This window comes from Streptomyces sp. H51 (assembly GCF_035656535.1).
Taxonomy (GTDB): domain Bacteria; phylum Actinomycetota; class Actinomycetes; order Streptomycetales; family Streptomycetaceae; genus Streptomyces.
This window is the reverse complement of sequence record NZ_JAYMHD010000067.1, coordinates 100,001-123,616: the sequence shown is the minus strand read 5'-3', so window position 1 is coordinate 123,616 and position 23,616 is coordinate 100,001. Positions and strand designations below refer to the sequence as shown.

17 protein-coding genes and 2 pseudogenes are annotated in these 23,616 nt (G+C 73.6%); 13 read left to right on the top strand and 6 right to left on the bottom strand.

Translation table 11 applies throughout. The features are described from left to right. Positions 1-15: 15 nt before the first annotated feature. The 4 genes from VKA29_RS23885 to VKA29_RS23870 all read left to right on the top strand — a co-directional run bounded on the left by VKA29_RS23885 (position 16) and on the right by VKA29_RS23870 (position 4,958). Positions 16-813 carry an RNA polymerase sigma factor SigF gene (locus VKA29_RS23885; protein WP_324787997.1) on the top strand — a complete coding sequence of 266 codons (798 nt, stop codon included), beginning with the start codon at positions 16-18 and terminating at the stop codon, positions 811-813. 153 nt (positions 814-966) lie between these two features. Further along, positions 967-2,286, top strand: a complete 1,320-nt coding sequence (locus tag VKA29_RS23880) for a hypothetical protein (protein ID WP_324787996.1) — start codon at positions 967-969, stop codon at positions 2,284-2,286. A 261-nt stretch (positions 2,287-2,547) separates the two neighbouring features. Continuing rightward, the gene (locus VKA29_RS23875) at positions 2,548-3,795 is read left to right on the top strand and encodes an aminotransferase class I/II-fold pyridoxal phosphate-dependent enzyme (protein ID WP_324787995.1); all 1,248 of its coding nucleotides are present in this window, start codon (positions 2,548-2,550) and stop codon (positions 3,793-3,795) included. After that, on the top strand, positions 3,792-4,958 hold the full coding sequence (locus tag VKA29_RS23870; protein ID WP_324787994.1) for an MBL fold metallo-hydrolase: 1,167 nt from the start codon (positions 3,792-3,794) through the stop codon (positions 4,956-4,958). Before VKA29_RS23875 ends, VKA29_RS23870 begins: the two co-directional genes overlap by 4 nt. 185 nt (positions 4,959-5,143) lie before the next feature. On the opposite strand, the gene VKA29_RS23865 is transcribed toward VKA29_RS23870, so the two are convergent. Together VKA29_RS23865 and VKA29_RS23860 are read right to left on the bottom strand one after the other, a co-directional pair. Then, positions 5,144-5,782 carry a DedA family protein gene (locus VKA29_RS23865; RefSeq protein ID WP_324787993.1) on the bottom strand — a complete coding sequence of 213 codons (639 nt, stop codon included), beginning with the start codon at positions 5,780-5,782 and terminating at the stop codon, positions 5,144-5,146. Next, a complete protein-coding gene (locus tag VKA29_RS23860) occupies positions 5,779-6,552 on the bottom strand; it encodes an MBL fold metallo-hydrolase (RefSeq protein WP_324787992.1) in 774 nt (257 codons plus the stop codon). The genes VKA29_RS23865 and VKA29_RS23860 overlap by 4 nt, the downstream gene beginning before the upstream one ends. An 83-nt stretch (positions 6,553-6,635) precedes the next feature. Here VKA29_RS23860 and VKA29_RS23855 point away from each other — a divergent pair, with 83 nt between their 5' ends. After that, positions 6,636-7,037, top strand: coding sequence for a hypothetical protein (locus VKA29_RS23855; protein WP_324787991.1), 402 nt, complete (start codon positions 6,636-6,638; stop codon positions 7,035-7,037). Between the two features lie 137 nt (positions 7,038-7,174). Here the strand turns inward: VKA29_RS23855 and VKA29_RS23850 are convergent, their stop codons facing one another. The 3 genes from VKA29_RS23850 to VKA29_RS23840 form a co-directional block, all read right to left on the bottom strand. After that, the gene (locus VKA29_RS23850) at positions 7,175-8,695 is read right to left on the bottom strand and encodes an FAD-dependent monooxygenase (RefSeq protein ID WP_324787990.1); all 1,521 of its coding nucleotides are present in this window, start codon (positions 8,693-8,695) and stop codon (positions 7,175-7,177) included. 317 nt (positions 8,696-9,012) lie between these two features. Then, positions 9,013-9,297, bottom strand: a complete 285-nt coding sequence (locus VKA29_RS23845) for a hypothetical protein (protein ID WP_324787989.1) — start codon at positions 9,295-9,297, stop codon at positions 9,013-9,015. Then, a complete protein-coding gene (locus VKA29_RS23840; RefSeq protein WP_324787988.1) occupies positions 9,290-10,450 on the bottom strand; it encodes an aKG-HExxH-type peptide beta-hydroxylase in 1,161 nt (386 codons plus the stop codon). The genes VKA29_RS23845 and VKA29_RS23840 overlap by 8 nt, the downstream gene beginning before the upstream one ends. Before the next feature lie 798 nt (positions 10,451-11,248). Between VKA29_RS23840 and VKA29_RS23835 the strand changes: the two genes are divergently transcribed. The 5 genes and pseudogenes from VKA29_RS23835 to VKA29_RS23815 all read left to right on the top strand — a co-directional run bounded on the left by VKA29_RS23835 (position 11,249) and on the right by VKA29_RS23815 (position 17,069). Continuing rightward, the gene (locus tag VKA29_RS23835; RefSeq protein WP_324787987.1) at positions 11,249-13,312 is read left to right on the top strand and encodes a phage holin family protein; all 2,064 of its coding nucleotides are present in this window, start codon (positions 11,249-11,251) and stop codon (positions 13,310-13,312) included. 5 nt (positions 13,313-13,317) lie between these two features. Beyond that, positions 13,318-13,952, top strand: a pseudogene (locus VKA29_RS23830) (hypothetical protein); the annotation flags it as partial. 91 nt (positions 13,953-14,043) lie between these two features. After that, positions 14,044-14,469 carry an OsmC family protein gene (locus tag VKA29_RS23825; RefSeq protein WP_324787986.1) on the top strand — a complete coding sequence of 142 codons (426 nt, stop codon included), beginning with the start codon at positions 14,044-14,046 and terminating at the stop codon, positions 14,467-14,469. A gap of 158 nt (positions 14,470-14,627) precedes the next feature. Further along, a complete protein-coding gene (dnaK, locus tag VKA29_RS23820) occupies positions 14,628-16,511 on the top strand; it encodes a molecular chaperone DnaK (protein WP_324787985.1) in 1,884 nt (627 codons plus the stop codon). A gap of 66 nt (positions 16,512-16,577) precedes the next feature. After that, positions 16,578-17,069 carry a substrate-binding domain-containing protein gene (locus tag VKA29_RS23815; protein ID WP_324788106.1) on the top strand — a complete coding sequence of 164 codons (492 nt, stop codon included), beginning with the start codon at positions 16,578-16,580 and terminating at the stop codon, positions 17,067-17,069. Positions 17,070-17,120: 51 nt separating this feature from the next. Here VKA29_RS23815 and VKA29_RS23810 read toward each other — a convergent pair whose 3' ends face one another. After that, positions 17,121-18,623, bottom strand: coding sequence for a glycoside hydrolase family 43 protein (locus VKA29_RS23810; protein WP_324788105.1), 1,503 nt, complete (start codon positions 18,621-18,623; stop codon positions 17,121-17,123). A 278-nt stretch (positions 18,624-18,901) separates the two neighbouring features. On the opposite strand from VKA29_RS23810, the pseudogene VKA29_RS23805 reads away from it, so the two are divergent. From VKA29_RS23805 to yicI, 3 genes and pseudogenes are all read left to right on the top strand, one after another. Next, a pseudogene (locus VKA29_RS23805) lies at positions 18,902-19,578 on the top strand (glycoside hydrolase family 3 N-terminal domain-containing protein); the annotation flags it as partial. Positions 19,579-19,862: 284 nt separating this feature from the next. Beyond that, a complete protein-coding gene (locus VKA29_RS23800; RefSeq protein WP_324787984.1) occupies positions 19,863-21,260 on the top strand; it encodes a GH1 family beta-glucosidase in 1,398 nt (465 codons plus the stop codon). Further along, positions 21,257-23,539: an alpha-xylosidase gene (gene yicI / locus VKA29_RS23795; protein ID WP_324787983.1), complete on the top strand. Its 2,283-nt coding sequence runs from the start codon at positions 21,257-21,259 to the stop codon at positions 23,537-23,539. The genes VKA29_RS23800 and yicI overlap by 4 nt, the downstream gene beginning before the upstream one ends. Positions 23,540-23,616 lie beyond the last annotated feature (77 nt).

The following is a 23,616-nucleotide window of genomic DNA, read 5'->3' as shown; positions in this document are numbered from 1 at the left end:
GAGTTGCTACGCAACATGCCCATTCGAGTGAGCGCGAAGCACCACCCGCACGACGACGCCCCGGACACCGCCGAGGACTTCCGCAGGCTGCGCGGACTGCCCCCGGGCGCGCGGCGCGACGCCCTCCGCGGGGAGATCGTCGAGGCCTGGCTGCCGATGGCCGAACGGCTCGCGGGGCGGTTCCGCAGCCGCGGCGAGAGCTACGAGGACCTGCGGCAGGTCGCAGCCCTCGGCCTGGTCAAGGCCGTCGACCGCTACGACCCCGACCGCGGCCACGCCTTCGAGAGCTACGCCGTGCCCACCATCACCGGTGAGATCAAGCGGCACTTCCGGGACCACATGTGGACCCTGCACGTGCCGCGCCGCGTCCAGGACCTGCGCAACCGCGTCCGCGCCGCCTCCCAGGACCTGTCGCAGACCCTCCCGGGCCGTCCGCCCACCGCCGCCGAGATCGCCGAGCACGCCTGCATGAGCGAGGAGGACGTGCTGGTCGGCATGGAGGCGCTGGACAGCTTCACCGCGCTCTCCCTCGACGCGGAACTGCCCGGCAGCGAGGACGGCTACTCCCTCGGCGACGCCCTCGGCTCGTCCGATCCCGCGCTGGACACGGTGATCGACCGCGAGGCCGTGAAGCCCCGGCTGGCCGCACTGCCCGAGCGGGAGCGGGCCATCCTCTACATGCGGTTCTTCGGCGACATGACGCAGAGCAGCATCGCCGAGCAGCTGGGGATCTCCCAGATGCACGTGTCGCGGCTGATCAGCCGGTGCTGCGACCGGATGCGGGATCAGATCATGCGCGAGGCGGCCGTGTGAGCCGCACCGGCACGGGCCGTCACCCGCACGGCCCCTGTCGTCCCGCGAATGGTGCCCGGCCGCGCGCGCCGGGCCGCCGGGCGGGCTGTGATGGCTGCGGGGCACGGACCGACGTGCCCCCGCTCGCAGCCGTCGCTCGAAGGAGCCCGTCCCATGCGCCGCACCGCCCATGTCCTGTCCGTCGCCGCGCTGACCGGCGCCACGCTGGGCGCCGCCGCCTCGACCGCCCTCGCCGATCCGACGGCACGGGTCAGCCCGGACACCGTCTCGCCGGGCGGCAGCGTCACCGTCTCGGTCTCCTGCGACCCCACCGGTGGGATCGCGCCCGCCACCCTCGACGCCACCTCGCAGGCGTTCGCCGAGCGCCGGGTCCAGCTGCACCGGATTCCCGGCACCGGCACCGGAAAGTCCGGCCCCGTCTACCGCGGCGTCGCCCGCATCGCGTCCGCTGAGCAACTCCGGGACCGGGACCCGCACATCAAGGCGGAGGACCCGTCGCACGACGGCGCCGCGGGCAGGGACCCGGGGGAGAAAGCGCAGGGGAACAAGGAACAGGGGAACAAGGAACAGGGGGAGCAGGAGCCGGGGGAGAAGGAGCCGGGAAAGAAGGAGCCGGGGGAGAAGAACCCTGTCGGCAAGGACTCAGTCGGCAAGGACCCGGCGGGGAAGGATCAGGCCGGTGAAGACCCGGCGGGCGGGGAACCGACGGGTCAGAGCCCGATGGCGGGCGAGGACTCCCCCGGGGCCCTCGGCGTCCAGCGCTCCACGGACCAGAAGGCCCCCTCCACCACCGGCCGGACGGCCGAAGCCCACGTCGATCCCGCCACCACCGCCGACGTCCCGGACGCGTCGCCGGACGGGGACGTGCCGGACGGCGGCGTCACGGGCGAGGACGGCACGGGCGAGGACGTGCCGGAGACGGCCGCGGCCGCAGGCCCCGAGGCACCGGCCGGCGAGGCCGCGTCCCGCACCGCCCGCGCCCAGGACCCCGCGGCGGGAGATCCCACGGCCCAGGACCCGGCCGCCCAGGACCCGGCCGCCCAGGACCCGGCGGCCCAGAACCCCGCAGGAAAGGAACCCGCAGGAAAGGAACCCGCAGGAAAGGAACCCGCAGGACAGGAGCCCGCGGACGGGGGCCCGGGGGCCGGTTTCTCCGCCGGGGGGCACCCCGAGGAGGAGCGCCCTTCCTCGGCCGACGGCGGCCCGGGCAGGGGAGAGCACGGCTCCACGTGGGCCGTCGAGGGCACCTGTCCGGCCCGGCCCGGCGGGAAGGGCGCGGCGTGGAGCGCCACGTTCCGGGTGATCGGCGACGGCAGCCGTCGCCCGGGGGACTGGGGGGGCGTGCAGGCCGGCGAGGGCGGCGCCTTCAGCGGATCCGTGCCCGCCCTGGTCGCCGGCGGCGTCCTGATCGCGGGGGCGTTCGGCGCCGCCGCGCACCGGCTGCTGCTCCGGCGTTCCGCGACGAAGGGCTGACCCCGCCCGGTGCCCGGCCCGGCGCCCCGCCTGGTGCCCGGCCCGGCGCCCCGCCTGGTGCCCCCGAGGCTCGTGTGACGGGCGCCAATCCGCGCCGACGGCCATGGTCCGGCGCCACCCTGGGTACTCACAGCCCGAGGGCTCGACTCGTACCGCAGGAGCAGCACGCCGGCACCCGCGGCACGGGGACGGCCCGACAGACCGGTCCGACGGCCATGGACACGGCACCGGACACGGCGCCAGGACTGCGCGGAGGCACGCATGCGGTGGACGGACGGGGAAGGCCACGGCCCCGTCCGGTACGGGCCGAGGCTTCCCGAGGACGGACTGCCGGTGCCGCCCGAGCTGACCGCCGTGCTCGCCGCCGCCGCGGAACGTGCCGACGAGGAACCGGTCGGCGGCGGTCCGGACCTCCTGCGGTCCGCCTGCGACTACTGGGAGCGGCGCGGACTGCCCGTGGAGCCCGGTCGGGTCGCCGCCGGCCCCGGTGCCCCCGCCCTGCTGCTCGCGCTGACCGCCGCGCTGGGCGGCGACGTCCTGGTGCCCCGGCCCTGCGCGGCCTGGTGGGCGCCGTACGCGCGCCTGCTGGGCAGAGGCGTCTTCCACGTGGCGACGCCCGCCGAGAGCGGCGGCGTGCCCGATCCGTACGCCCTGCTGGAGACGGTCCGCAGGGTGCGCGCCGAGGGCGGTGACCCGCGGCTGCTGGTACTGTCCGTCGCCGACGACCCCACCGCGACGGTGGCACCGCCCGAACTGCTGCACCAGTGCGCCGAGGCGGCCGCGGCCGAGGGCCTGCACCTGGTCAGCGACGAGACCTGGCGCGACACGCTGCACGCCCCGCGCGAGACCGTCGTGCTCAGTCCGGCGGAGATGCTCCCCGGACGGGTCACCGTCGTCGCCGACCTGGCCGGTGCCCTGCTCCCGCCGGCCTGGCCCACCGCGATCGCCCGCTTCCCGGCCGGCCCGGACGGGCACGCCCTGCACGATCGCGTGCTCGACGTGCTGACCGCGCTCGGCGCCCGCGTCGCCGGGCCCGTCGCCGCCCCGGCAGCCTACGCGCTACGGGAGCCCGAGCCCGTCGCCGCGCACATGGCCGCCGCCGTAGGGCTGCACGCGCGCGTGGCCGCCGCCCTGCACGCGGCGGTGGTCGCCGCGGGCGCCCTGGCCCGGCCCCCGCAGGCAGGCCGGCACCTGTACGCCGACTTCGGCCCGCTGCGCTCCGCGCTCGCCGCCCGCGGGGTCGGCGACGCACAGGAGTTGGAGGACTTCCTCACCGCCCGGCTCGCCATGCCCGCCCCGGGCGGCCACCGCTTCGGCGACGAACTCGACGAACTGCGCGTCCGCTTGTCCACCGGCCCCCTGCTGGGGGGCACCCGGGCGGAGCGCGCGGACTGCCTCGGTTCAGCCACACCGTCGGAACTGCCACACGTGCAACGCGCGTTGAACCGAGTGGAATCGGTCCTCGACGATCTCCGCGACGAAGCTCAGCGATGGGAGCCTCCTCGATGACGCAACAGTCCGAGTCGACCACCACCAGCACGCCCGGCCGGGAGGACGACGATCCGGCGTCGTCCCGCCCCTCGACCCTCTCCCCGCCCCGCCTCTCGACCCAGTCCGCGGCCCTCTCGACCGCGCCCCGCGCCCCGGCTCTCTCCCCGCCCCGGTCCGCTTCTCTCCCCCCGCACCCTCTCGCGGCGCCCTCCCCGCCGCTCGCCGAACCCCGGCCGCTGGCCGAGCGCCGCGTGTGGCCGCGGACGTTCCACGATCGCCTGACCGCCCCGCTGCCCGGCCTGAAGGCCATGGCCCGCTTCGCCCGCGAGGGCGCGATACGGCCCACCCGCGAGAGCCTCGTCGACATCCCCCTGATCCCGGTCGAACCCGCCCCGCTGCCCCGCATCGACGCCCGCACCGTCGCCGTGTCCTGGGCGGGGCACGCCAGTTGGGTGGTGCGGATCGGCGGACTGACCGTGCTGACCGACCCGGTGTGGTCCCGCCGCATCCTGGGCACCCCGGCCCGCATCACTCCCGTGGGCATCCCCTGGAGCGAACTGTCGCGCGTCGACGCGGTCGTCATCAGCCACAACCACTACGACCACCTGGACGCCCCCACCCTGCGCCGGCTCCCGCGCGACACCCCGGTGTTCGTGCCCGCCGGACTCGGCGGCTGGTTCCGTCGCCGCCGCTTCACCGCCGTCACCGAGCTGGACTGGTGGGAGGCGGCCGAACTGGACCGGGTGCGCTTCGACTTCGTGCCGGCCCACCACTGGTCCAAGCGCACCCTGACCGACACCTGCCACAGCCTGTGGGGCGGCTGGGTCCTCACCGCCCCCGACGGACAGCGCGTGTACTTCGCCGGCGACACCGGATACGGCCACTGGTTCTCCCGCATCGGACAGCGCTACCCCGGCATCGATCTCGCCCTGCTGCCCATCGGCGCCTACGACCCGCGCTGGTGGCTCAGCGACGTCCACTGCGACCCGGAGGAGGCGGTACGGGCCGTCCGTGACCTGGGCGCCCGCCGGATGGCGCCGATGCACTGGGGCACGTTCGTGCTGTCGGCGGAACCGGTGCTGGAACCGCTCACGCGCGTGCTCGCGGCCTGGGAGAAGGCGGGCCTGGACCGCGCGGACCTGTGGGACCTGCCCGTGGGCGGCTCACGGGTGCTGGCCTGAGCAGGCCGGGCGGGACCCGCGGCCTCCGAGCCGTCCGGCGGCGGTCGCCGAAGAGACGGACCGAGGCCGGTGACCGAAGGGGCGGGCCGAGGTCGGTGACCGAAGGGGCGGGCCGAGGTCGGTGACCGAAGGGGCGGGCCGAGGTCGGTGACCGGAGAGGCGGGCGGCGCGGTCGACGGGTGGCTTCAGGCCCGTGTCCCCCGGGCGCGACCGCGCACCCGCCTCCACACGCTCGGCGCCACACTGAGCACCACCGTCAGCCCGACCGCCGCGAGCACGCCCTGCCACGGCTCCGGGAACAGCGACCCGCCCAGGACGCCGATCATCTGGTAGGTCGCCGCCCAGGCCAGGCAGGCCGGCGCGTTGCCGCGGGCGAAGCGGCGCACCGGCCAGCGCGCCATCAGACAGGCCAGCATCACCGGGATACGGCCGGCCGGCACCAGCCGCGACAGCACGAGCACGGCCACGTCGTGGTCGGCCAGTTTCGCCTGCGACTGCTCCAGCCGGTCCTGCGGTGCCCGCGACCGGATCGCCTCCAGCCACCGCGAGCCGTTCTTCGACGTCATGCCACGCCGACCCAGCCAGTACAGCGTCATGTCCCCGAGGAACGCGGCCAGCGACGCCGTCGCGAACACCAGCGCCATCGTGAACGGAGCGGTGTGGTGGAAGGCCACCACGGCCGCCGAGCTCACCAGCGCGCCCGTCGGCACGACCGGCACCAGCGCCCCGATCAGCACCAGCAGGAACAGTGACGGATACCCGATCGCCTGCTGCGTCGACTCGGGCGGTACGACCGTCGCGGGGGCCGCCGCCAGCCAGGTCACCGGGAGACCTCCGGACGGGCGCTCTCCCCGTGCCCGAGCCGGTGCACGGTCACACCGGGCGCGCGCTCGGCCGCCCGGCGCACGAACTCGTGACCGGGAGTGTGGAACTCGTGCGGGCGTACCGCGTCCATGCCGATCGGCCAGTAGGTGCCGTAGTGCACGGGGACCGCGCTGCGCGGCGCGAGGCGGGCCAGCGCCTCGGCCGCCCGGCCGGCGTCCAGGTGCCCCTCACCGAGATTCGGCCCCCAGCCGCCGACCGGCAGCAGCGCCACGTCGACCGGGCCGACCTCCTTCGCCATCGTGTCGAACAGTCCGGTGTCCCCGGCGAAGTAGGTGCGCGCCTCGCCCTCCAGGACGTAGCCGAGAGCGGGGGAGCGGCGCGGGCCCACCGGCAGCCGCCGCCCGTCGTGGAGCGCGGGCACCGCACGCACGCTCAGGTCGCGGACCCGCACGACGTCGCCGGGCGCCACCTCGGTGACGTGCAGCCGGACGAGCCGGCGCAGCGCCGGCACCGCCCGTCGTGCGCCCCGGGGCACGAGCAGGCGCGTGCCCGGCGCGAGCCGCTCCAGCGAGGGAACGTGCAGATGGTCGGCGTGCAGATGCGACACGAGCGCCACGTCCGCGTGCCAGGCGCCCGGCGGCGGCAGCGCGCCCCGGCGGCGCCGGAGATGGGCGAGCCGGCGAGCGAACAGGGGATCGGTCAGCACCCGTACGGCCGAGTCCTCGACCGTGCAGGTGGCATGACCCCACCAGGTGACCTCCACCGGCACCTCTTTGCCTCCTTCGCGCGACTCCCCGAAGCCTACGGGCAGGAGTAGGGTCGGCGGCGAAACCCGGAGGTGAGGGGAACACCATGGGACCGGTGCGGGTCACGGCGATCGCGAGTCTGACGCCGCTCGAGGAGCTGGACGCCGATCCGTTCCTGGTGGATTCCCGCAGCCAGCACGCGATGTGCGCGCGCTGGGCGGCCGAGCGGGGCTACGTCGTCGCCCGCGAGCTGCTGGTGCGGGGGCTCAGGGCCGACCACAGCGTGCTGTGGGACGGGGTCCGCCCGGGGACCGACCTGTTCGTCGCGCCGAGCCGACGGGTACTGGAGAGCGCGCTGTCGTCCGTGGAGGAGTTCACCGCGGAGTGCGCGCGGCGCGGGGTACGGGTGGAGACCGTCGGCTCCGCGGAGCCCTGCTACGACGCCCAGATGAAGGCCCGCGTCCACCGCCGCCTGTCCATGCCGACGGCCGGCTACGACGGCCGTTAGGCCCTGCGTCAGGCCCTGCGTCAGGCCCTGCGTCAGGCCCTGTCGTTCGGATCGGGTCGGCTGTGAGGTACGGCGCCTCGTAGCCGACCGGAGCGGGGCCCGGTGCGTGGGGGCCCGGTGCGTGCCCTGCCAAGATCTCAGCGGCACAGCAGGTCGCGCAGCACCCGTTCCAGCGTGCCGTCGAGGTCGCCCCTCCGGCCGTCGCAGCGCCATACGACGACACCGTCGGGGCCGACGAGCAGCGCGCTGCCGTTCGTCAGGCCGTGCGGGCCGGCCAGGTCCGCGTCGAGGTGGTACACCTCGACGGCCACGGACAGGCGCTGACCGGCCCGGTGGGCGGCGGACTCCCAGGCGTCGCCCTCGGGGCCGACCAGCAGGACGAGACCGGTGCCGTAGAGGTCGAGCGTCGACATCGGCGAGGACGCGTCCTCGGAGACATACAGATGAGGCGCGCGCGTGCCGGGGGCCCCCTCCGGGACGGCGGCGCCGTACATGAGGACGCTCGTGGGCAGCAGCGTGCAGCCCCCGCCGTGTCCGGGCAGCCGCCAGCGCAGCAGTGCCCGGGCATACGCCTGTCCCATGGCCTGCTCGGCAGCCGGGCGGCGCTCGGCCCCGTACGTGTCCAGCAGCGCCGGACCTGCGCTGCCACGCAGGACGAAGGCCAGCTTCCAGGCCAGGTCGTGCGCGTCCATGATGCCTGTGAGGCCGCCCAGGCTGCCGGTCGGCGGCATCAGATGGGCCGCGTCGCCCGCGAGGAACACCCGGCCCACACGGTATCGGTCGGCGACTCGCGCCCCCACCGGGAACGTGAAGATCCGTCCGGCGCCCGGGACCTGCTCCAGCAGCCGCACATCCAGTGCGTCCAGTCCGGTCGCCGCTCTGACCCAGGCGGCAGGGTCCTCGCTCGCGATGTCCCCGGACGATCCGGACGATACGGCGGTGGCGAAGAACCACCGGGTGCCGGTGGAGTCGAGGGGACCGAGCGTGGTTCCCGGCGCGGGCCGGCCGAGATAGGCCATGCCGATACGACGGCCGCGCAGTGCCGGTGACAGATCGGCGTGGATGTGCATGGTGACCATGTGGAAGAGGGTTCCGGGGCCACTGCTGCGGATGCCCAGACGACGGCGGACGGGGCTGGAGGCGCCGTCCGCGGCGATCACGTAGTCCGCCTCGACGGTCTCCTCCGTCCCGTCAGGGCCACGCAGGCGCGCCATCACCCCGTCGCGACCCTGCGCGAGGTCGGTGAGTCGCGTGCCGAATCTGAGATCGCAGCCCCGTTCGCGTACCTGTTGCGCGAGCACGGTTTCGAGTTCGTCCTGGCCGATGGGGACGAACCCGCACGGGGAGACCTGTTCGGCATCCGCCCCGCCGTCTTCCGGTTCGGTGAGCGGTTCGTGCTCCTCCGACAGAGTGCGGGCGTGGACGGAGACGAGATCGGTGGGCGGGGCGCCGACCGGACAGCGGCTGACGATCTCGTCCTCCACTCCGGCTTGCCGGTACAGCTCCATGGCCCGAGGAAGCAGGCCACGCAGACGCGGATGGGCGAGGATGCCGTCACGGCGCTCGACCACCAGACAGGGCACGCCGTGCATGCCGAGGAAAAGGGCCGCGGACAGCCCGGTGAGCGAGCCGCCCACCACCAGTACGCCGACGTGCATGGAACACCTTCCACGAGGGGGTGCAGGCCCGCCCGTTCGGGCGGGCCGGCACCTTGTCGGCTCAGTGCTTCTGCATGTACCACGGGGGCCACAGACGCTGGTCCCTGGAAGGTGCGGCGGCCTTCGGCGGGGCCACGTTCACCGCCTTGGACAGCCTCTTCTTCAGCTGCTCCGTCATGGAGTTCACCTCCTTCAACGAAGGTAGAAGGAACCTCCGGCCGGACGGATCGGAGGAACTCGAGGAGACATCGACTCGGACCCCGGCGGCCTGGGGCCGGCCCGCGGGCAGCCGGCCTCGGCGCCTGCGCCGGACCGGCTCAGGCTTCGGTCATGACGAGGATGCCGCGCTGCACCAGGTCGGCCAGACAGCTGCGGGCCTGCAGCAGTGCCTCGTCCCGCGGTATCTGGCCCGCGACCGCTTCCGCGTACTCGGCGGCGATGTGTTCCTCGCCGCTGCCGTCGCTGAGCTCGAACAGGTACCAGCCGGCCAGGTTCAGCCAATGGACCTTGGGCTTGACCGGGGTGAAGACCATGAGTGCGTCGGCGGCCTCGACGGGGCGCGTGCTCAGGCCGGGCGCCTTGCTGTAGCGGAGATCAGACACGGGCGACCTCCTCCGGCACCGCTGCCGTGGCCTCCAGCAGCCAGCTGACGAACTCCCTGCCATGATCGGTCAGTTCGTCGCCGCCACGGTCCAGGATCTGCCGACCCAGATAGTGGGCGCGCTCGCTGCCGAAGCGGTACAGGGAAGGTGGGTCGTCGGGCTCGGGGGTGCCGAAACGCTCCTTCAGCTCAGGCGTGAGCCTGGCCCGCAACGCGGCCTGGAACAGCACGAGGTGCGCGTACACGTGGAAGGCGCCCAGGGCCCGGTCGAGCGCCCACTCGTTGGGCGCGACCATGGAGGCCCATTTCAGCCACGGCACCCTGACCTTCGGCCCGTCGGCCAGACGCTCGGGGGCGGCGAAGATGCTCGCCGACCGCTGGATGTCGAACAGCTTCAGGTGCAGTCCCTCGTGCAGCGCCGTCTCGGCGAACCGCCAGGGACGGGCCATGCGGTTCGGGGAGAAGAACACCACTCCGGGAATGCGTCCCACGTTGCCCGCAAGGAAGGTCTCGCCCTCGGTCCGCACGTCGACGACGCCCACACCGATGTAGTGGGCCGCGACACTTGCTCCCAGCTCGGGAAACAGGGCGTTCAGGGCCGCGAAGCCGTCGTCGAGCTGCCGCGCGTGCTCGGGCGTGGGCTCCAGGAGGTCACCGGGCACACCACGCAGGAAGTCACGCTCGAAGCTGTTGAGGAACGTACCGCCCAGCGGGGTCGTGGCACCCGAGCCTGTGCTGCACAGCCAGGATTCCCGGCCTGGAGTGACCCGCACCCGGCGGCCGGCGGAGATACTCGCGCCGGTTGGCGGGGCCTCGGCGCCGTGCAGCTCCAGAACATCGGAGACCAGACGCAGCATGGTCACGACCTCGGTCCAGGCGGCCTCGTCGAGGAAGCCCTGTTCCAGCCGGGACACCGCCTCGTCGAGTGTCACCCGTACCAGCGGGTCCTCCACGACGGCGGTCGGGAGCCGGCCGGTCTCGTCGCGGATGCCCGCCGCCAGGCGCTCCACCGTCGCCGACCGCTCGCACAGGAGATCGACAGCGAAACGGTAGAATTCGGTGGCCTTCAGAGTGATCCTCGAAGCGTCGCTGAATTCTGGGTGGGACGCAAGCGCTTTTTCGACAGGGACGAGATCATCGTCGTGGACGGACACGGAACCTCCTTGGTAAAAGGCTCGGCCGACAGCGTCCGATCAAACGCGCAGTGTTCGCATGACGTCAAGGGTGATGCGTTGCGGCGAACGTCGAGAAACGGTCTTGTGGCCTGCGGCGGCCCCCTATGTCACCACCCGGGGCCATGAAAGCGGAGCAGGCGCCTCAGTGCGGACGAAATGCCCCGCTCGTCCGCTGTGTCCGCAGGTCAGCATGGGTGGGAGAGCCCACCGTCACGGGCAGTGGCGCAACTGTTCGCCGCCGGGACAATGCAGGCCGCATCCGCTCCCGGGACAAGGAACTCCAAAGCCGCGTGAATGGCTGATTCCCGGCCTTCGGTACGGCAACGGACATCATCCGCTACGACACGAGTACCGCGACGGCCTGGGGCCGGGTGCGCCCCCGGCTCACTCACCGCGGCCCCTGGACCGACCATGCCGAGGAAATTCCTTTCCTTCACCGCTTCGATCCGGAACACACCTTCCGGCCGACGAAGCGGACGCTCGGGTGGACCATCCCGAAGGTCGGGAATTCCGAGACGGCCGACCTGCGGCACCCGCCGTCGGCGCCCATTCCGGGCCAGTGTCAACGCCCCCGCCCCGCCTCCGTCCCCCGCCCCGCCTCCGTCCCCCGCCCCGCCTCCGTCCCCCGCCCATGCCCAGGCGCATGCTCATGCCCATGCCCATGCCCAGGTGTCTGTCGGGTCCGTGCCGAGGCGGTGGGGGCTCGGAGGGGGTGTGACAGGGTAGGAGGGGTGGGGGCCCGCTGCGGGGGCGGGCCGGGACGTGAGGTGGGCAGGCGTGCGTGGCGGGCGTTGGCGGCGGATCGCCAGTCAGGTGGGACGGAGCGTCGCGGTCTGGGCCGTCTCCACCGTCACCATGCTCGTGCTCGCCGGGATCCTGCCGGACTTCCAGCTGCAGTCCGCGACCGGCGACAGCGCCACCCGGATCGCCGTCACGGCCGCGCTCGGCGCCGGCGCCTTCGGTCTGCTGTCGGCGCTGGTGTGGCCGCTGCTGGTCCGGGCCCTGCTGCTGGTGCCGGCGCTCGTGCTCGGGCTGCTGGTCTTCTTCCTCAACGGCTCGCTGCTGCTGCTCGCCCTGCGCATCAATCCCTCCGGCGACAGCGAGGCCGCGCCCGAGACCGCCGTCATCGTCGCCGCGGTGATGTCCGCCGTCGCCTCCGCCACCGGCGGCGCACTGGCCGTCCGCGACGACGACGCCTACCGGCGCCGCCTCTACCGCCTCGCCCAGCGCCGCGGAAGACGCCGGCCGCCCGGCCCGTCCAGCCCCGGCACCGTCTTCCTGCAACTCGACGGCGTCGGCCACGACGTGCTGCTGGACGCCGTCGGCAAGGGACTGGCGCCCACCGTCGCCAGGTGGCTGGACGGCACCCACCGGCTCACCCCCTGGCGCACCGACTGGTCCAGCCAGACCGGCGCCAGCCAGCTGGGCATCCTGCACGGCTCCAACCACGACGTGCCGGCGTTCCGCTGGTACGAGAAGGACAGCCGGGAGGTGATGGTCTGCAACCGCCCGACCAGCGCCGCCGAGCTCCAGCGCCGTGCCGTGGTGCGCACCGGTGACACCGGCCTGCTCACCGCCGACGGCGCGAGCCGCGGCAACCTCTTCAGCGGCGGCGCGGACGAGCAGGCCCTCGTCCTGTCCATAGCCACCCGCCGCCGCGGCCGGGAGAACCGGTCCCGAGCGGGCTACTTCGCGTACTTCTCCGACCCGGCCAACGCCGTGCGCACCGCCATGTCGTTCGTCGCCGAGACCGGCCGGGAGATCGGCCAGTCCACCCGGGCCCGCCTGCGCAAGCAGCGCCCACGGGTCTCGCGCGGCGGGCTCTACCCCTTCGTCCGCGCCTTCGCGACCGTGGTGGAGCGCGACGTCGTGGTCTCCGCCGTGATGGGCGACATGCTCGCCGGGCGCACCGCGATCTACGCCGACCTGGTGGCCTACGACGAGGTGGCGCACCACTCCGGCCCGCTGAGCCGGGACGCCGAGAAGGTCCTCGGACGGCTGGACCGGGCGCTCGCGCTGATCGAGAAGGTCTCCGAGCACGCCCCGCGGCCGTACCGCATCGTCGTCCTGTCCGACCACGGCCAGAGCCCCGGCGAGACCTTCCGCGCCCGCTACGGCCTCGGCCTCGGCGAGCTGGTGCGGGCCGGCTGCGGGCTGCCCGTGCCGCGCAAGGCGCAGCACACGCACAGCGGCGCCGAGGCCCGCGCCGCGGTGCGCGCGGCGCTGCGCCGGCCGGTCGAGGAGGGCGGCGAGCGGCACCGGCTGCCGGGGCGCCGCTCGGAGCCGATCGTGCTGGCCTCCGGCAATCTCGGCCTGGTGTCCTTCCCGGACGTGCCGCACCGGATGAGCAAGGAGGAGATCGACGCCCGCCACCCGGCGCTGCTGACCACGCTCGCCAACCACCCGGGGATCGGCTTCCTGCTGGTGCGCAGCGAGGAGCACGGCGGGGTCGTGCTCGGCGCGTACGGCGCGGAGGTTCCGCTCGACCGGCTGGAGCAGGATCCGGGTCCGCTGGCCGCGTTCGGGCCCGGTGCCGCCGACGCCGTGCGCCGCACCCACTCCTTCCCGCACACCGCCGACATCATGGTCAACTCCTTCCACGACCCGGCCGACGGCGAGGTCCTCGCCTTCGAGGAGCAGATCGGCTCGCACGGCGGGCTCGGCGGGGCGCAGGGCCGGCCCTTCCTGCTGTCGCCGCTCGCCTTCTCGGCGCCGGCCGGGGAGGGGTGCGAGGTGGTCGGCGCCGAGCGGGTGCACCACGTGCTGCGGCGCTGGCTGCGCGAGGCGGACGGCCCCCAGGTGCCGCTCACCGAGCAGGACGGGCAGGAGCGGGCCGCCTGACCGGAAACGTCGCCCGCGACCACGTCATCAACGCCCGGCTGTGCGAGACGCGGGTCGGCACCGTGCCCGGGGGACTGCTGCACGACCCGGCGCCGGCGGGCCTGTCCGCGGAGGAGGTCCACGACCGCATCGCCGGCGACCCGCGCCGCGTGCGCCGCCCGGCCACCCCGCGCGGCAAGGGTGTGGGCGACATCCTCGGCGGCCCGCTGGGCCCGCCCGGCGACTACGTCGACCTGGACGAGTTCCGCCGCCGCGGGCTGGGCCAGGGCCTGGACCCGCGCCAGCGGGTCGGGCGCGGCTTCCTGCCCGGCGGCGACGGCCTGCGTGCCGGTGATGTCGGGGTGGTCGCCCGGTCGAGGCGATCCGCGCGCTCGGCCACCCGCCGCTGCCCTGGGACGCCAGGCCGGCCCGCTGGTTCGACGAGTTCGTGCCCCGCCCGGAACCCGTACGGTCCTGCGCGCGTCCCTCGCGGCGCCGGTCCGCCGCCCCCGACATCCCCCGCGCCGGCCACTGGTTCCCGCCCGGGGAGGTCGCCCGGTGCACCTTCGGCGTCGTCCTGGACACCTCCGGTTCCATGGAGCGCACCCTGCTCGGCAAGGCGCCGGGGCCTGCCCCATCCCGCGGGGGCGCGGCTGCCGTTCACCGCCCGTGGGCCGGTCTTCCGGGTGCGGTGACCGGGAATGTGATCGGATGGTGTCCCAAGCAACAGCCGGAATTCGGAAGGATTCACCGTGGCAACCACGCGCTCCGCACACACCGTCTGGGAAGGCAACCTGCTCGAGGGCAACGGAGTCGTCACCTTCGACTCCTCGGGCATCGGCGAGCAGCCGGTGTCGTGGCCGTCGCGCGCCGAGCAGGCGAACGGCAGGACCAGCCCCGAGGAGCTGATCGCCGCCGCCCACTCCAGCTGCTTCTCCATGGCGCTGTCGCACGGCCTGGCCGGTGCCGGCACCCCGCCCACCAAGCTCGTCACCTCCGCCGACGTCACCTTCCAGCCGGGTGAGGGCATCACCGGCATCCACCTGACCGTCGAGGGCACGGTCGAGGGCATCGACAACGACGCGTTCGTCGCCGCCGCGGAGAACGCCAAGGCCAACTGCCCGGTCAGCCAGGCCCTCGCGGGCACGACGATCACGCTGTCGGCGAAGCTCGCCTGAGCCCCGCGGACCCGCTTCCGCTCCGGTGCCGCGCCTCCCCGGGATCGGGAGGCGCGGCACCGGCGTTCCCGGGGTACTCGGCGACATGTGGCATTGACAACGGCCCACTCAAGTTTTGTGCTTGAAATGTGGCAGTGCCCTCGCGGAAGGGGACGGAGATGGCACGAGCGGTCGGGATCGATCTCGGTACCACGAACTCCGTGGTGGCCGTTCTGGAAGGCGGCGAGCCCACCGTCGTCGCGAACGCGGAGGGGGCCAGGACCACACCGTCGGTCGTGGCCTTCGCGAAGAACGGTGAGGTGCTCGTCGGCGAGGTCGCGAAACGGCAGGCCGTGACGAACGTGGAGCGCACCGCCCGTTCGGTCAAGCGGCACATGGGCGACGCCCACTGGCACTTCCCGGAGCACGGCTCCGTCGACGGCACCCGCTACCGGGCGCAGGAGCTGTCGGCGCGGGTGCTGCAGAAGCTGAAGCGGGACGCGGAGTCCTACCTCGGCGAGGACGTCACGGAAGCGGTGATCACCGTCCCCGCCTACTTCGACGACTCCCAGCGGCAGGCCACCAAGGAGGCCGGGGAGATCGCGGGCCTGAAGGTCCTCAGGATCATCAACGAGCCGACCGCCGCGGCCCTCGCCTACGGCCTCGACCGGGGCGAGGAGCAGACGGTGCTGGTCTTCGACCTCGGCGGCGGCACCTTCGACGTGTCGCTGCTGGAGATGGGCGAGGGGGTCATCGAGGTCAAGGCGACCAACGGCGACACCCACCTCGGCGGCGACGACTGGGACCAGCGGATCGTCGAGTACCTGGTCAAGCGGTTCAAGGGCCAGTACGGCATCGACCTCGGCAAGGACAAGATGGCGTTGCAACGGCTGCGCGAGGGCGCCGAGAAGGCCAAGATCGAGCTGTCCTCGTCGTCCGAGACGACGATCAACCTGCCGTACATCACCGCCTCCGCCGAGGGGCCGCTGCACCTCGACGAGAAGCTGACCCGCGCCCAGTTCCAGGAGCTGACCGCGGATCTGCTCGACCGCTGCAAGACCCCCTTCCACCAGGCGGTCAAGGACGCGGGCGTGCAACTGTCCGCGGTCGACCACGTGATCCTCGTCGGCGGCTCGACGCGGATGCCCGCGGTGACCGACCTGGTCAAGGAACTCACCGGCAAGGAGCCGCACAAGGGCGTCAACCCGGACGAGGTCGTGGCGGTCGGCGCGGCCCTGCAGGCGGGCGTCATCCGCGGCGACGTCAAGGACGTGCTGCTGCTCGACGTCACCCCGCTGTCCCTCGGCATCGAGACCAAGGGCGGCATCATGACGAAGCTGATCGAGCGCAACACCACGATCCCGACCCGGCGTTCGGAGATCTTCACCACCGCCACCGACAACCAGCCCTCGGTCGGCATCCAGGTCTACCAGGGCGAGCGCGAGATCGCCGCGTACAACAAGAAGCTCGGCGTCTTCGACCTCACCGGCCTGCCGCCCGCCCCGCGCGGCGTGCCGCAGATCGAGGTGGCCTTCGACATCGACGCCAACGGGATCATGCACGTCTCCGCCAAGGACCTCGCGACCGGCCGCGAGCAGAAGATGACCGTCACCGGCGGCTCGGCCCTGCCCAAGGAGGACATCGACCGCATGATGCGGGAGGCCGAGCAGTACGCCGAGGAGGACCGCAAGCGCCGGGAGGCCGCCGAGATTCGCAACCAGGCCGAGCAACTCGTCTACCAGACCGAGAAGTTCCTCCGCGACAACGAGGACCGCGTCCCGGCGGAGACGAAGTCCGAGGTCGAGTCCGCGACCGGCGAGCTGAAGACCCTGCTGAAGCAGAACGCCGAGACCGGCGCCCTGCGCACCGGCGTCGAGAGGCTCGCCACCGTCAGCCAGAAGATGGGCCAGGCCATGTACGAGCGGGCCGGGCAGCAGTCGGCCGCGGCGGACACGGACACGGGCGCGGGCGCGGGCACGGAGCACACCGGGCCGCACGACGACGGCGTGGTCGACGCGGAGATCGTCGACGACGACACGGACCACAGGGGAGGAGCGGCCTGAGGGCCGCCGGGCGAGCGCACCACGGGCGTCCGTCCGGACGTCCCCTCCGTGACGAGCGGTGTCACGATGCCGCCTTCAGCAGGCGAGTGGACGGGGACAGGCGGCCGTGCCGGACAACCGATCACAAGCGCCTTCGGCGGAAGAGGCGGAAGAGGCGGTAGAGGCCGAAGACGCCGAAGCGGAGACCGAAGCGGCGGCGGGGCGGAGCGCGCGGGTCGGGCGGGCCGGCGGCCGGCACGCGATCCGCTCTCCGGGCCCGATCGCCCCGCCGCCGTATTCGCCGCCGACGACATGCAGGCGCCCGGCGTGCACCGGGCGGCGCGCGGGTTCGGGCTGCGCATCCGCGAGGACGTCGGCGTGGTGGGCTTCGACGACGTGCCGGCCGTCGCCGGGGTGGACCCGCCGCTGACCACGGTCCACCAGCCCCTGGCCGAGATGGCGGTGGTCGCCACCGAGCCGGCGCCGGCCCTGGGCCGTGGCGAGGACGTGCCCCGGGCCGGACTGGAGATCGCGACCCCGCTCACCGTCCGGGAGGGCACGGCCCCGCCCAAGCACTGAGCGGGCGGGGAGGGGCCCCGGGTGCCGGGGCGGCACCCGGGGCCCGGACGGTCAGGAGGCGTGCCGGTCACCGAGCAGGGCCGGCGGCTCGTAGTCGAACCAGTCGAAGTGGACCGTGCCGGCCGAGGCGTACATGCCGATGACCCTGCCGGTGAAGCCGCCCGCGACCTCGGTCGACAGGTAGCGGCCGTCCAGGGTGCCGAGCACGGTGAACGCGCCGTCCGGCTCCTCGACGCCGAGCGTGAGGGTGTCCGGCCCCGTGCGGGCGTCCCGCGGAGGGGTGTCGCTGACGCGGAGGCCGAGGACCACCGGCCCCGGGGGCACGGCCCGGGACCCGACGACGGTGCGCAGCGGACCGACGCGGGCGAGCACGCGCACTTCCCCCTCGGACGCCTCGATCTCGTAGTGGTGCTCCTCGTCCAGCCGGACGGCGAGACCTCCGCGCCCCCGCGCCGGATCGATCCGGGTCCGCACCCGGCAGGTCAGGTGCTGCTGGCGGCGGCCGACGAAGACGACGTCCGGATCGTCCAGGCCGTCGCCCCGGGCGCGGAGCGTCAGCCAGCCGGTCCGCTCCGCGGTGGTGCAGCGCTCCACCGGACGGTCGCGCACGGAGATCCAGTACGGCCGCAGCTCCGCGAGGTCGAAGTCGTCCCGGCCGGACTCGACGGGCCCGGGGACGAGCGGCCAGGGCGGGGCGGGCAGGGCGGGCGACACCTCGCCGACGACGGGCCAGCCGTCCGCCCAGGTGACCGGCGCGAGGAAGGTCTCACGCCCCAGGACGTGCCAGCCCGGCGTGCCACCGCGCGGCCGGACGCCCAGCAGCACCATCCACCACGAACCGTCCGGACCCTGGACCAGGTCCGCGTGGCCGGTGTTCTGCACGGGACGGTCCGTACTGCGGTGCGTCAGGACCGGGTTGGCCGGGCACGGCTCGAACGGACCGCTCGGGGCGGGCCCGCGGGCGATCGAGACGCCGTGGCCGCGCTCGGTGCCGCCCTCCGCGATCAGCAGGTACCAGTACTCGCCGACGCGGTACAGGTGAGGCGCCTCCGGGGCCAGGGCGCCGGGGGTGCCGGACCAGAGCCGCCGGGGCGCCTCCAGGGCCTCCCCGGTGTACGGGTCGATCCGGACCTGCGAGACCCCGGCGACCGTGCACCAGCAGGTGCCGTCCTCGTCCCAGGCGAGGTCCGGGTCGATGCCCTCGACGCCGGGCAGCCGGACCGGGTCGGACCAGGGTCCCGCGGGGTCGGTGGCGGTGAACAGCATGTTGCCCTCGCCCTCGGCCACGTTCGTGACGACGAGCCAGAAGCGGCCGTCGTGGTGGCGCAGGGTGGGGGCGTAGATGCCACCGGACGACGCCGTGCCGGCGGTCAGGCGCAGCTGGTCCGGCCGGTCGAGGGCGTTGCCGATCTGCGTCCAGTGCACCAGGTCGCGGCTGTGGAAGACGGGGATGCCGGGGAAGTACTCGAAGCTGGAGCAGACGAGGTAGTAGTCGTCGCCCACGCGGCAGACGCTGGGATCGGGGTGGAAACCGGGGATCACGGGGTTGGCCACGGTGGCGTCCGCCGGCCGCTCGTCCGGTACGCCGTCAGGTCCCGGCGACGGCCGGGTGGTTGTCGTTGTCACGGCTGGTTCAGTCCCTTGTTCCCTCGGATCGTCGAAGCGCTTCACTCGGCCGCGAACGCTAATGGCATGTATCTGCCGAAACAAGGGGAAGGGAGAAGCGAAACTTTCTTCATCTTGGGCTATTGACAGCGCTCCGTAACGAATGTCAGCGTCGAAGCGCTTCGACGATATGGTCTTCGCATCAGTCTGCTCTAGGGGTTTGCCACGTGGGATCTCCGTCCCTGCCCGCCACCGGCCGGGTTCCGTTCCGTGATCCCGCGCTGCCGGCCGGCAAGCGCGTCGACGACCTGCCCGGCCGGCTCACGCTCGACGAGCGGATCACGCTGCTGCACCAGTACGCACCGGCCGTCCCGCGTCTCGGCGTCGCCGCGTTCCGCACCGGCACGGAGGCGCTGCACGGCGTCGCCCGGCTGGGCACGGCGACGGTCTTCCCGCAGGCCGTGGGCCTGGGCGCGACCTGGGACGAGGACCTGGTCCTCGAGGTCGCCGAAGCCGTCCCGGCCGAACTGCGCGCCTTCCACCACCACCGCCCGCCGGTGGACGGCACCGGCACCCCCGGCCTGCAGGTGTGGGCGCCCGTCGTGAACCTGCTGCGCGACCCGCGGTGGGGCCGCAACGAGGACGGCTGCTCGGAGGACCCGGTGCACACCGCGCGGCTCGGCACGGCCTGCTGCCGGGCCTGGCCGGCGGCCATCCGGCCTACCCGCGCACGGCTCCCGTGCTCGAGCACTTCCTCGCCTGCAACAACGAGGACGGCCGCAGCGTCACCTCCTCCGGCCTGCGCCCCCGCGTACTGCAGGAATACGACCTGGCCGCCTTCCGGCCCGCCGACGCCACCCGCGCCGCCGGCGACGCGGTCATCCCGGCCGGTTCCGGGCGCCCCGCGACGCTGCTGTTCCGCTCGGCCGACCTGTCGGGCGTCACCCGCTTCGCGGCGGAGGTGGCCCGCGAGGACTCCGGGCCGGGCGGGGCGGTGCCGGAGGTCCGGGCCGTCGACCGGCTCATCGCCGCGACCGCCGTCCCGGTGACCGGCGGCCGCCACACCCGGACGACGGTGACCACCGGGACCGGCTCCCCCCTCGACGGCGTCCACGACCTGCGGCTCACCCCGCACGGCGACTTCCGCCTCGCCTCTTTCCGCTTCGACTCCCCGAAGGTTCACACGACATGACCGATCAGGCCTTCCCGGTACTGCCCGCCGGTTTCCGCTTCGGCGCCGCCACCGCCGCCTACCAGATCGAGGGCGCCCACGACGAGGACGGCCGCGGACCCTCCGTCTGGGACACCTTCAGCCACACACCCGGCCGTACGCTCGGCGGCGCCACCGGCGACACGGCCGCCGACCACTACCACCGCTACCGGGAGGACGTCGCCCTGCTGCGCGACCTCGGCGTCGACAGCTACCGCTTCTCGATCTCCTGGCCCCGCCTGCTGCCCGCGGGCACCGGCACCCCGAACCCCAAGGGCCTGGACTTCTACGACCGCCTGATCGACGAACTGCTCGCCGCCGGCATCGAGCCCCTGGTCACCCTGTACCACTGGGACCTCCCGCAGGCGCTCGAGGACCGCGGCGGCTGGCGCGTGCGGGAGACGGCGGAGGCGTTCGCGGCGTACGCGGCCCTGGCCGCCGAGCGCTACGGCGACCGGGTACGGCGCTGGATCACGCTCAACGAGCCCTACTGCTCCGCCTTCGTCGGCCACGCCGAGGGACGCCACGCGCCCGGCACCCGGGAGGGCCGGGGCGCCCTCGCCGCGGCCCACCACCTCCTGGTCGGCCACGGTCTGGCGGTGCGCGCCCTGCGCGCGAGCGGTGACCACGAGGCCGGCATCACCCTCAATCTCGACCGGATCCACGCCGCCTCCGACCGGCCCGAGGACCTCGCGGCCCTGCGTCGCGCCGAGACCCTGCACAACGACGTCTGGACCGGGCCGCTGTTCGCCGGACGCTACCCCGAGCACGAGGCCGAGACGTGGGCCGGGCAGGCGGACGGGCCCTGGCGGCTCCCGGACGACCTGCAACTGATCGGCACGCCACTGGACTTCGTCGGCCTGAACTACTACCGGCCCCTCTGCGTTGCCGCGGCGCCGCACCAGGTCGACGACCCCGCCGGGCGCACCGCGGTGGACATCGGCGTGGCCGAGGCGGACCCGTACGGCACCCGGCACACCACCATGGGCTGGCCCGTCGTCCCGTCCGCGTTCACCGAACTGCTCCGCGACCTGCACGACCGCCATCCGCGGCTGCCTCCCGTCTGGATCACCGAGAACGGCTCCGCCGAGGCCGACGCCGTCGCACCCGACGGCCGGGTCCACGACCCGGACCGGATCGGCTACCTCGCCGACCATCTGAGCGCGGTGGCCGACGCCATCGCCGCCGGGGTGGACGTGCGCGGCTACTACGTCTGGTCGCTGCTGGACAACTTCGAATGGGCACGCGGCTACGAGCAGCGCTTCGGCCTGATCCGCGTCGACTACGACACCCAGACCCGCATTCCCAAGGACAGCTACCGCTGGTACCGGGACCTGATCACCGCGCACCGCGCCCGTACTGAGGAAACCCGATGAAGTTCACGGACGGCTACTGGCTCATGCGTCCGGGCTGCACCGCCCACTTCGCCGCCGAGATCGCCGACGTGCGCGCCGACGGCCACCGGATGACCCTCTACGCGCCGGTGAAGCAGGTCACCCGCCGCGGGGGCACCCTCAACAGCCCGCTGCTGACCGTGGAGTGCTGGTCCCCGGCCGAGGGCGTGATCGGGGTGCGCACCACCCACCACGCCGGTTCCGCGCGCCGCGGACCGGACTTCGCGCTGCCCGGCGCGGGCGAGGACGCGGGCAAGGTCGGCCGCGAGGGCCCGCTGCTCACCCTCACCTCCGGCGAACTGACCCTGCGCGTCGACACCTCCCGCCCGTGGCGGCTGGAGTTCGTCGCGGACGGGCGGGTGCTGACCTCCGCCGGGGAGCGGGGCAACGGATTCGTCACCGACGCCGAGGGCCGCCACCACATGGTCGGGCAACTCGCCCTCGGCGTGGGCGAGTCGGTGTACGGCCTGGGCGAGCGGTTCACCCCGTTCGTCAAGAACGGCCAGACGGTCGACATCTGGCAGGCCGACGGCGGCACGAGCAGCGAACAAGCCTACAAGAACGTCCCGTTCCACCTCACCAACCGCGGCTACGGCGTCTTCGTCAACCATCCCGGCAAGGTCGGCTACGAGGTCGGTTCGGAGTCGGTCGGCCAGGTGCAGTTCAGCGTCGAGGACCAGTCGCTGGAGTACTTCGTCGTCCACGGCCCCACCCCGAAGGAGATCCTGCGGCGCTACACCGCGCTGACCGGCCGCCCGGCCCTGCCCCCGGCCTGGGCGCTGGGCCTGTGGCTGACCACGTCCTTCACCACCGACTACGACGAGGCCACCGTGAGCGGCTTCATCGACGGCATGGCCGAGCGCGGCATCCCGCTGAGCGTCTTCCACTTCGACTGCTTCTGGATGCGCGCCTACCAGTGGTGCGACTTCGACTGGGACTCCGAGACCTTCCCCGACCCCGAGGGCATGCTGGCCCGGCTCAGGGCACGCGGCCTGAAGATCTCCGCCTGGATCAACCCGTACATCGCCCAGAAGTCACCGCTGTTCGAGGAGGGCATGCGCGAGGGCCACCTGGTGCGCCGGCCGGACGGCAGCGTGTGGCAGTGGGACCTGTGGCAGGCCGGAATGGCCCTGGTCGACTTCACCTCCCCGGCCGCCCGCGACTGGTACACCGGCAAGCTGCGCACCCTGCTCGCCCAGGGCGTGGACTGCTTCAAGACCGACTTCGGCGAACGCGTCCCCACCGACGTCGTCTGGCACGACGGCTCCGACCCGGAGCGGATGCACAACTACTACACCCACCTGTACAACCAGGCCGTCTTCGAACTGCTGCGGGAGGAGCGCGGCGAGGGCGAGGCCCTGCTCTTCGCCCGCTCGGCCACCGCCGGCGGCCAGCAGTACCCCGTGCACTGGGGCGGCGACTGCGACTCCCACTTCGGCGCCATGGCCGAGTCACTGCGCGGCGGCCTCTCCCTCGGCCTGTCCGGCTTCGGCTTCTGGAGCCATGACATCGGCGGCTTCGAAGGCACCCCCACCCCGGCCGTCTTCAAGCGCTGGGTGCAGTTCGGCCTGCTCTCCTCGCACAGCCGCCTGCACGGCAGCGACTCGTACCGCGTCCCGTGGGACTACGGCGAGGAAGCCGTCGCGGTCACCCGCGAGTTCACCCTCCTCAAGCACCGCCTCGCCCCCTACCTCCAGCGCGCCGCGCAGCAGGCGCACACCACCGGCGTCCCGGTGATGCGGGCCATGCTGCTGGAGTTCCCCGACGACCCCACCGCCGCCCCGCTCGACCGCCAGTACATGCTCGGCGACGACCTGCTCGTCGCCCCCGTCTTCTCCGACGACGGCACCGTCGAGTACTACGTGCCCGCGGGAACCTGGACCAACGTCCTGACCGGCGCCCGGGTCACCGGCCCGCGCTGGGTGACCGAGCGGCACGACTTCCACACCCTGCCGCTGCTCGCCCGCCCGGAGTCGGTGATCCCGCTGGCCGCCGACGACCAGCGGCCGGTCTCGGCGTGGGCGGAGGACGTCGAACTGCGCGTGCACGCCTTCGCCGACGGGGCCGAGCGCACGGTCGTCATCCCGCGCACCGACGGCACCGGCGGGACGGCCCGCTTCCAGGTCCGCCGCGAGGGCGACCGGCTCCGTGTGACCACCGACAGCCCGCACCCCTGGCGGCTGCGGACCGGCGGACCGGGCGGTGCCGTGCACACGGTCACCGGGGGAGCCGCGGTGACCGAGGTCCCCTACGCGGACTGAGGCGTCCGGCGCGCCGACCGGGCGCCGGGCCCGCCGTCCGGACCGTCCCGCCGTGCTCTCCCCGGGGCCGTCCCCGG

Coding starts and splice junctions, on each gene's coding strand:
- VKA29_RS23885 (WP_324787997.1), top strand. CDS start 16: ATGCCCATTCGAGTGAGCGCGAAGCACCACCCGCACGACGACGCCCCG.
- VKA29_RS23880 (WP_324787996.1), top strand. CDS start 967: ATGCGCCGCACCGCCCATGTCCTGTCCGTCGCCGCGCTGACCGGCGCC.
- VKA29_RS23875 (WP_324787995.1), top strand. CDS start 2,548: ATGCGGTGGACGGACGGGGAAGGCCACGGCCCCGTCCGGTACGGGCCG.
- VKA29_RS23870 (WP_324787994.1), top strand. CDS start 3,792: ATGACGCAACAGTCCGAGTCGACCACCACCAGCACGCCCGGCCGGGAG.
- VKA29_RS23855 (WP_324787991.1), top strand. CDS start 6,636: ATGGGACCGGTGCGGGTCACGGCGATCGCGAGTCTGACGCCGCTCGAG.
- VKA29_RS23850 (WP_324787990.1), bottom strand. CDS start 8,695: ATGCACGTCGGCGTACTGGTGGTGGGCGGCTCGCTCACCGGGCTGTCC.
- dnaK (WP_324787985.1), top strand. CDS start 14,628: ATGGCACGAGCGGTCGGGATCGATCTCGGTACCACGAACTCCGTGGTG.
- VKA29_RS23815 (WP_324788106.1), top strand. CDS start 16,578: ATGCCGCCTTCAGCAGGCGAGTGGACGGGGACAGGCGGCCGTGCCGGA.
- VKA29_RS23800 (WP_324787984.1), top strand. CDS start 19,863: ATGACCGATCAGGCCTTCCCGGTACTGCCCGCCGGTTTCCGCTTCGGC.
- yicI (WP_324787983.1), top strand. CDS start 21,257: ATGAAGTTCACGGACGGCTACTGGCTCATGCGTCCGGGCTGCACCGCC.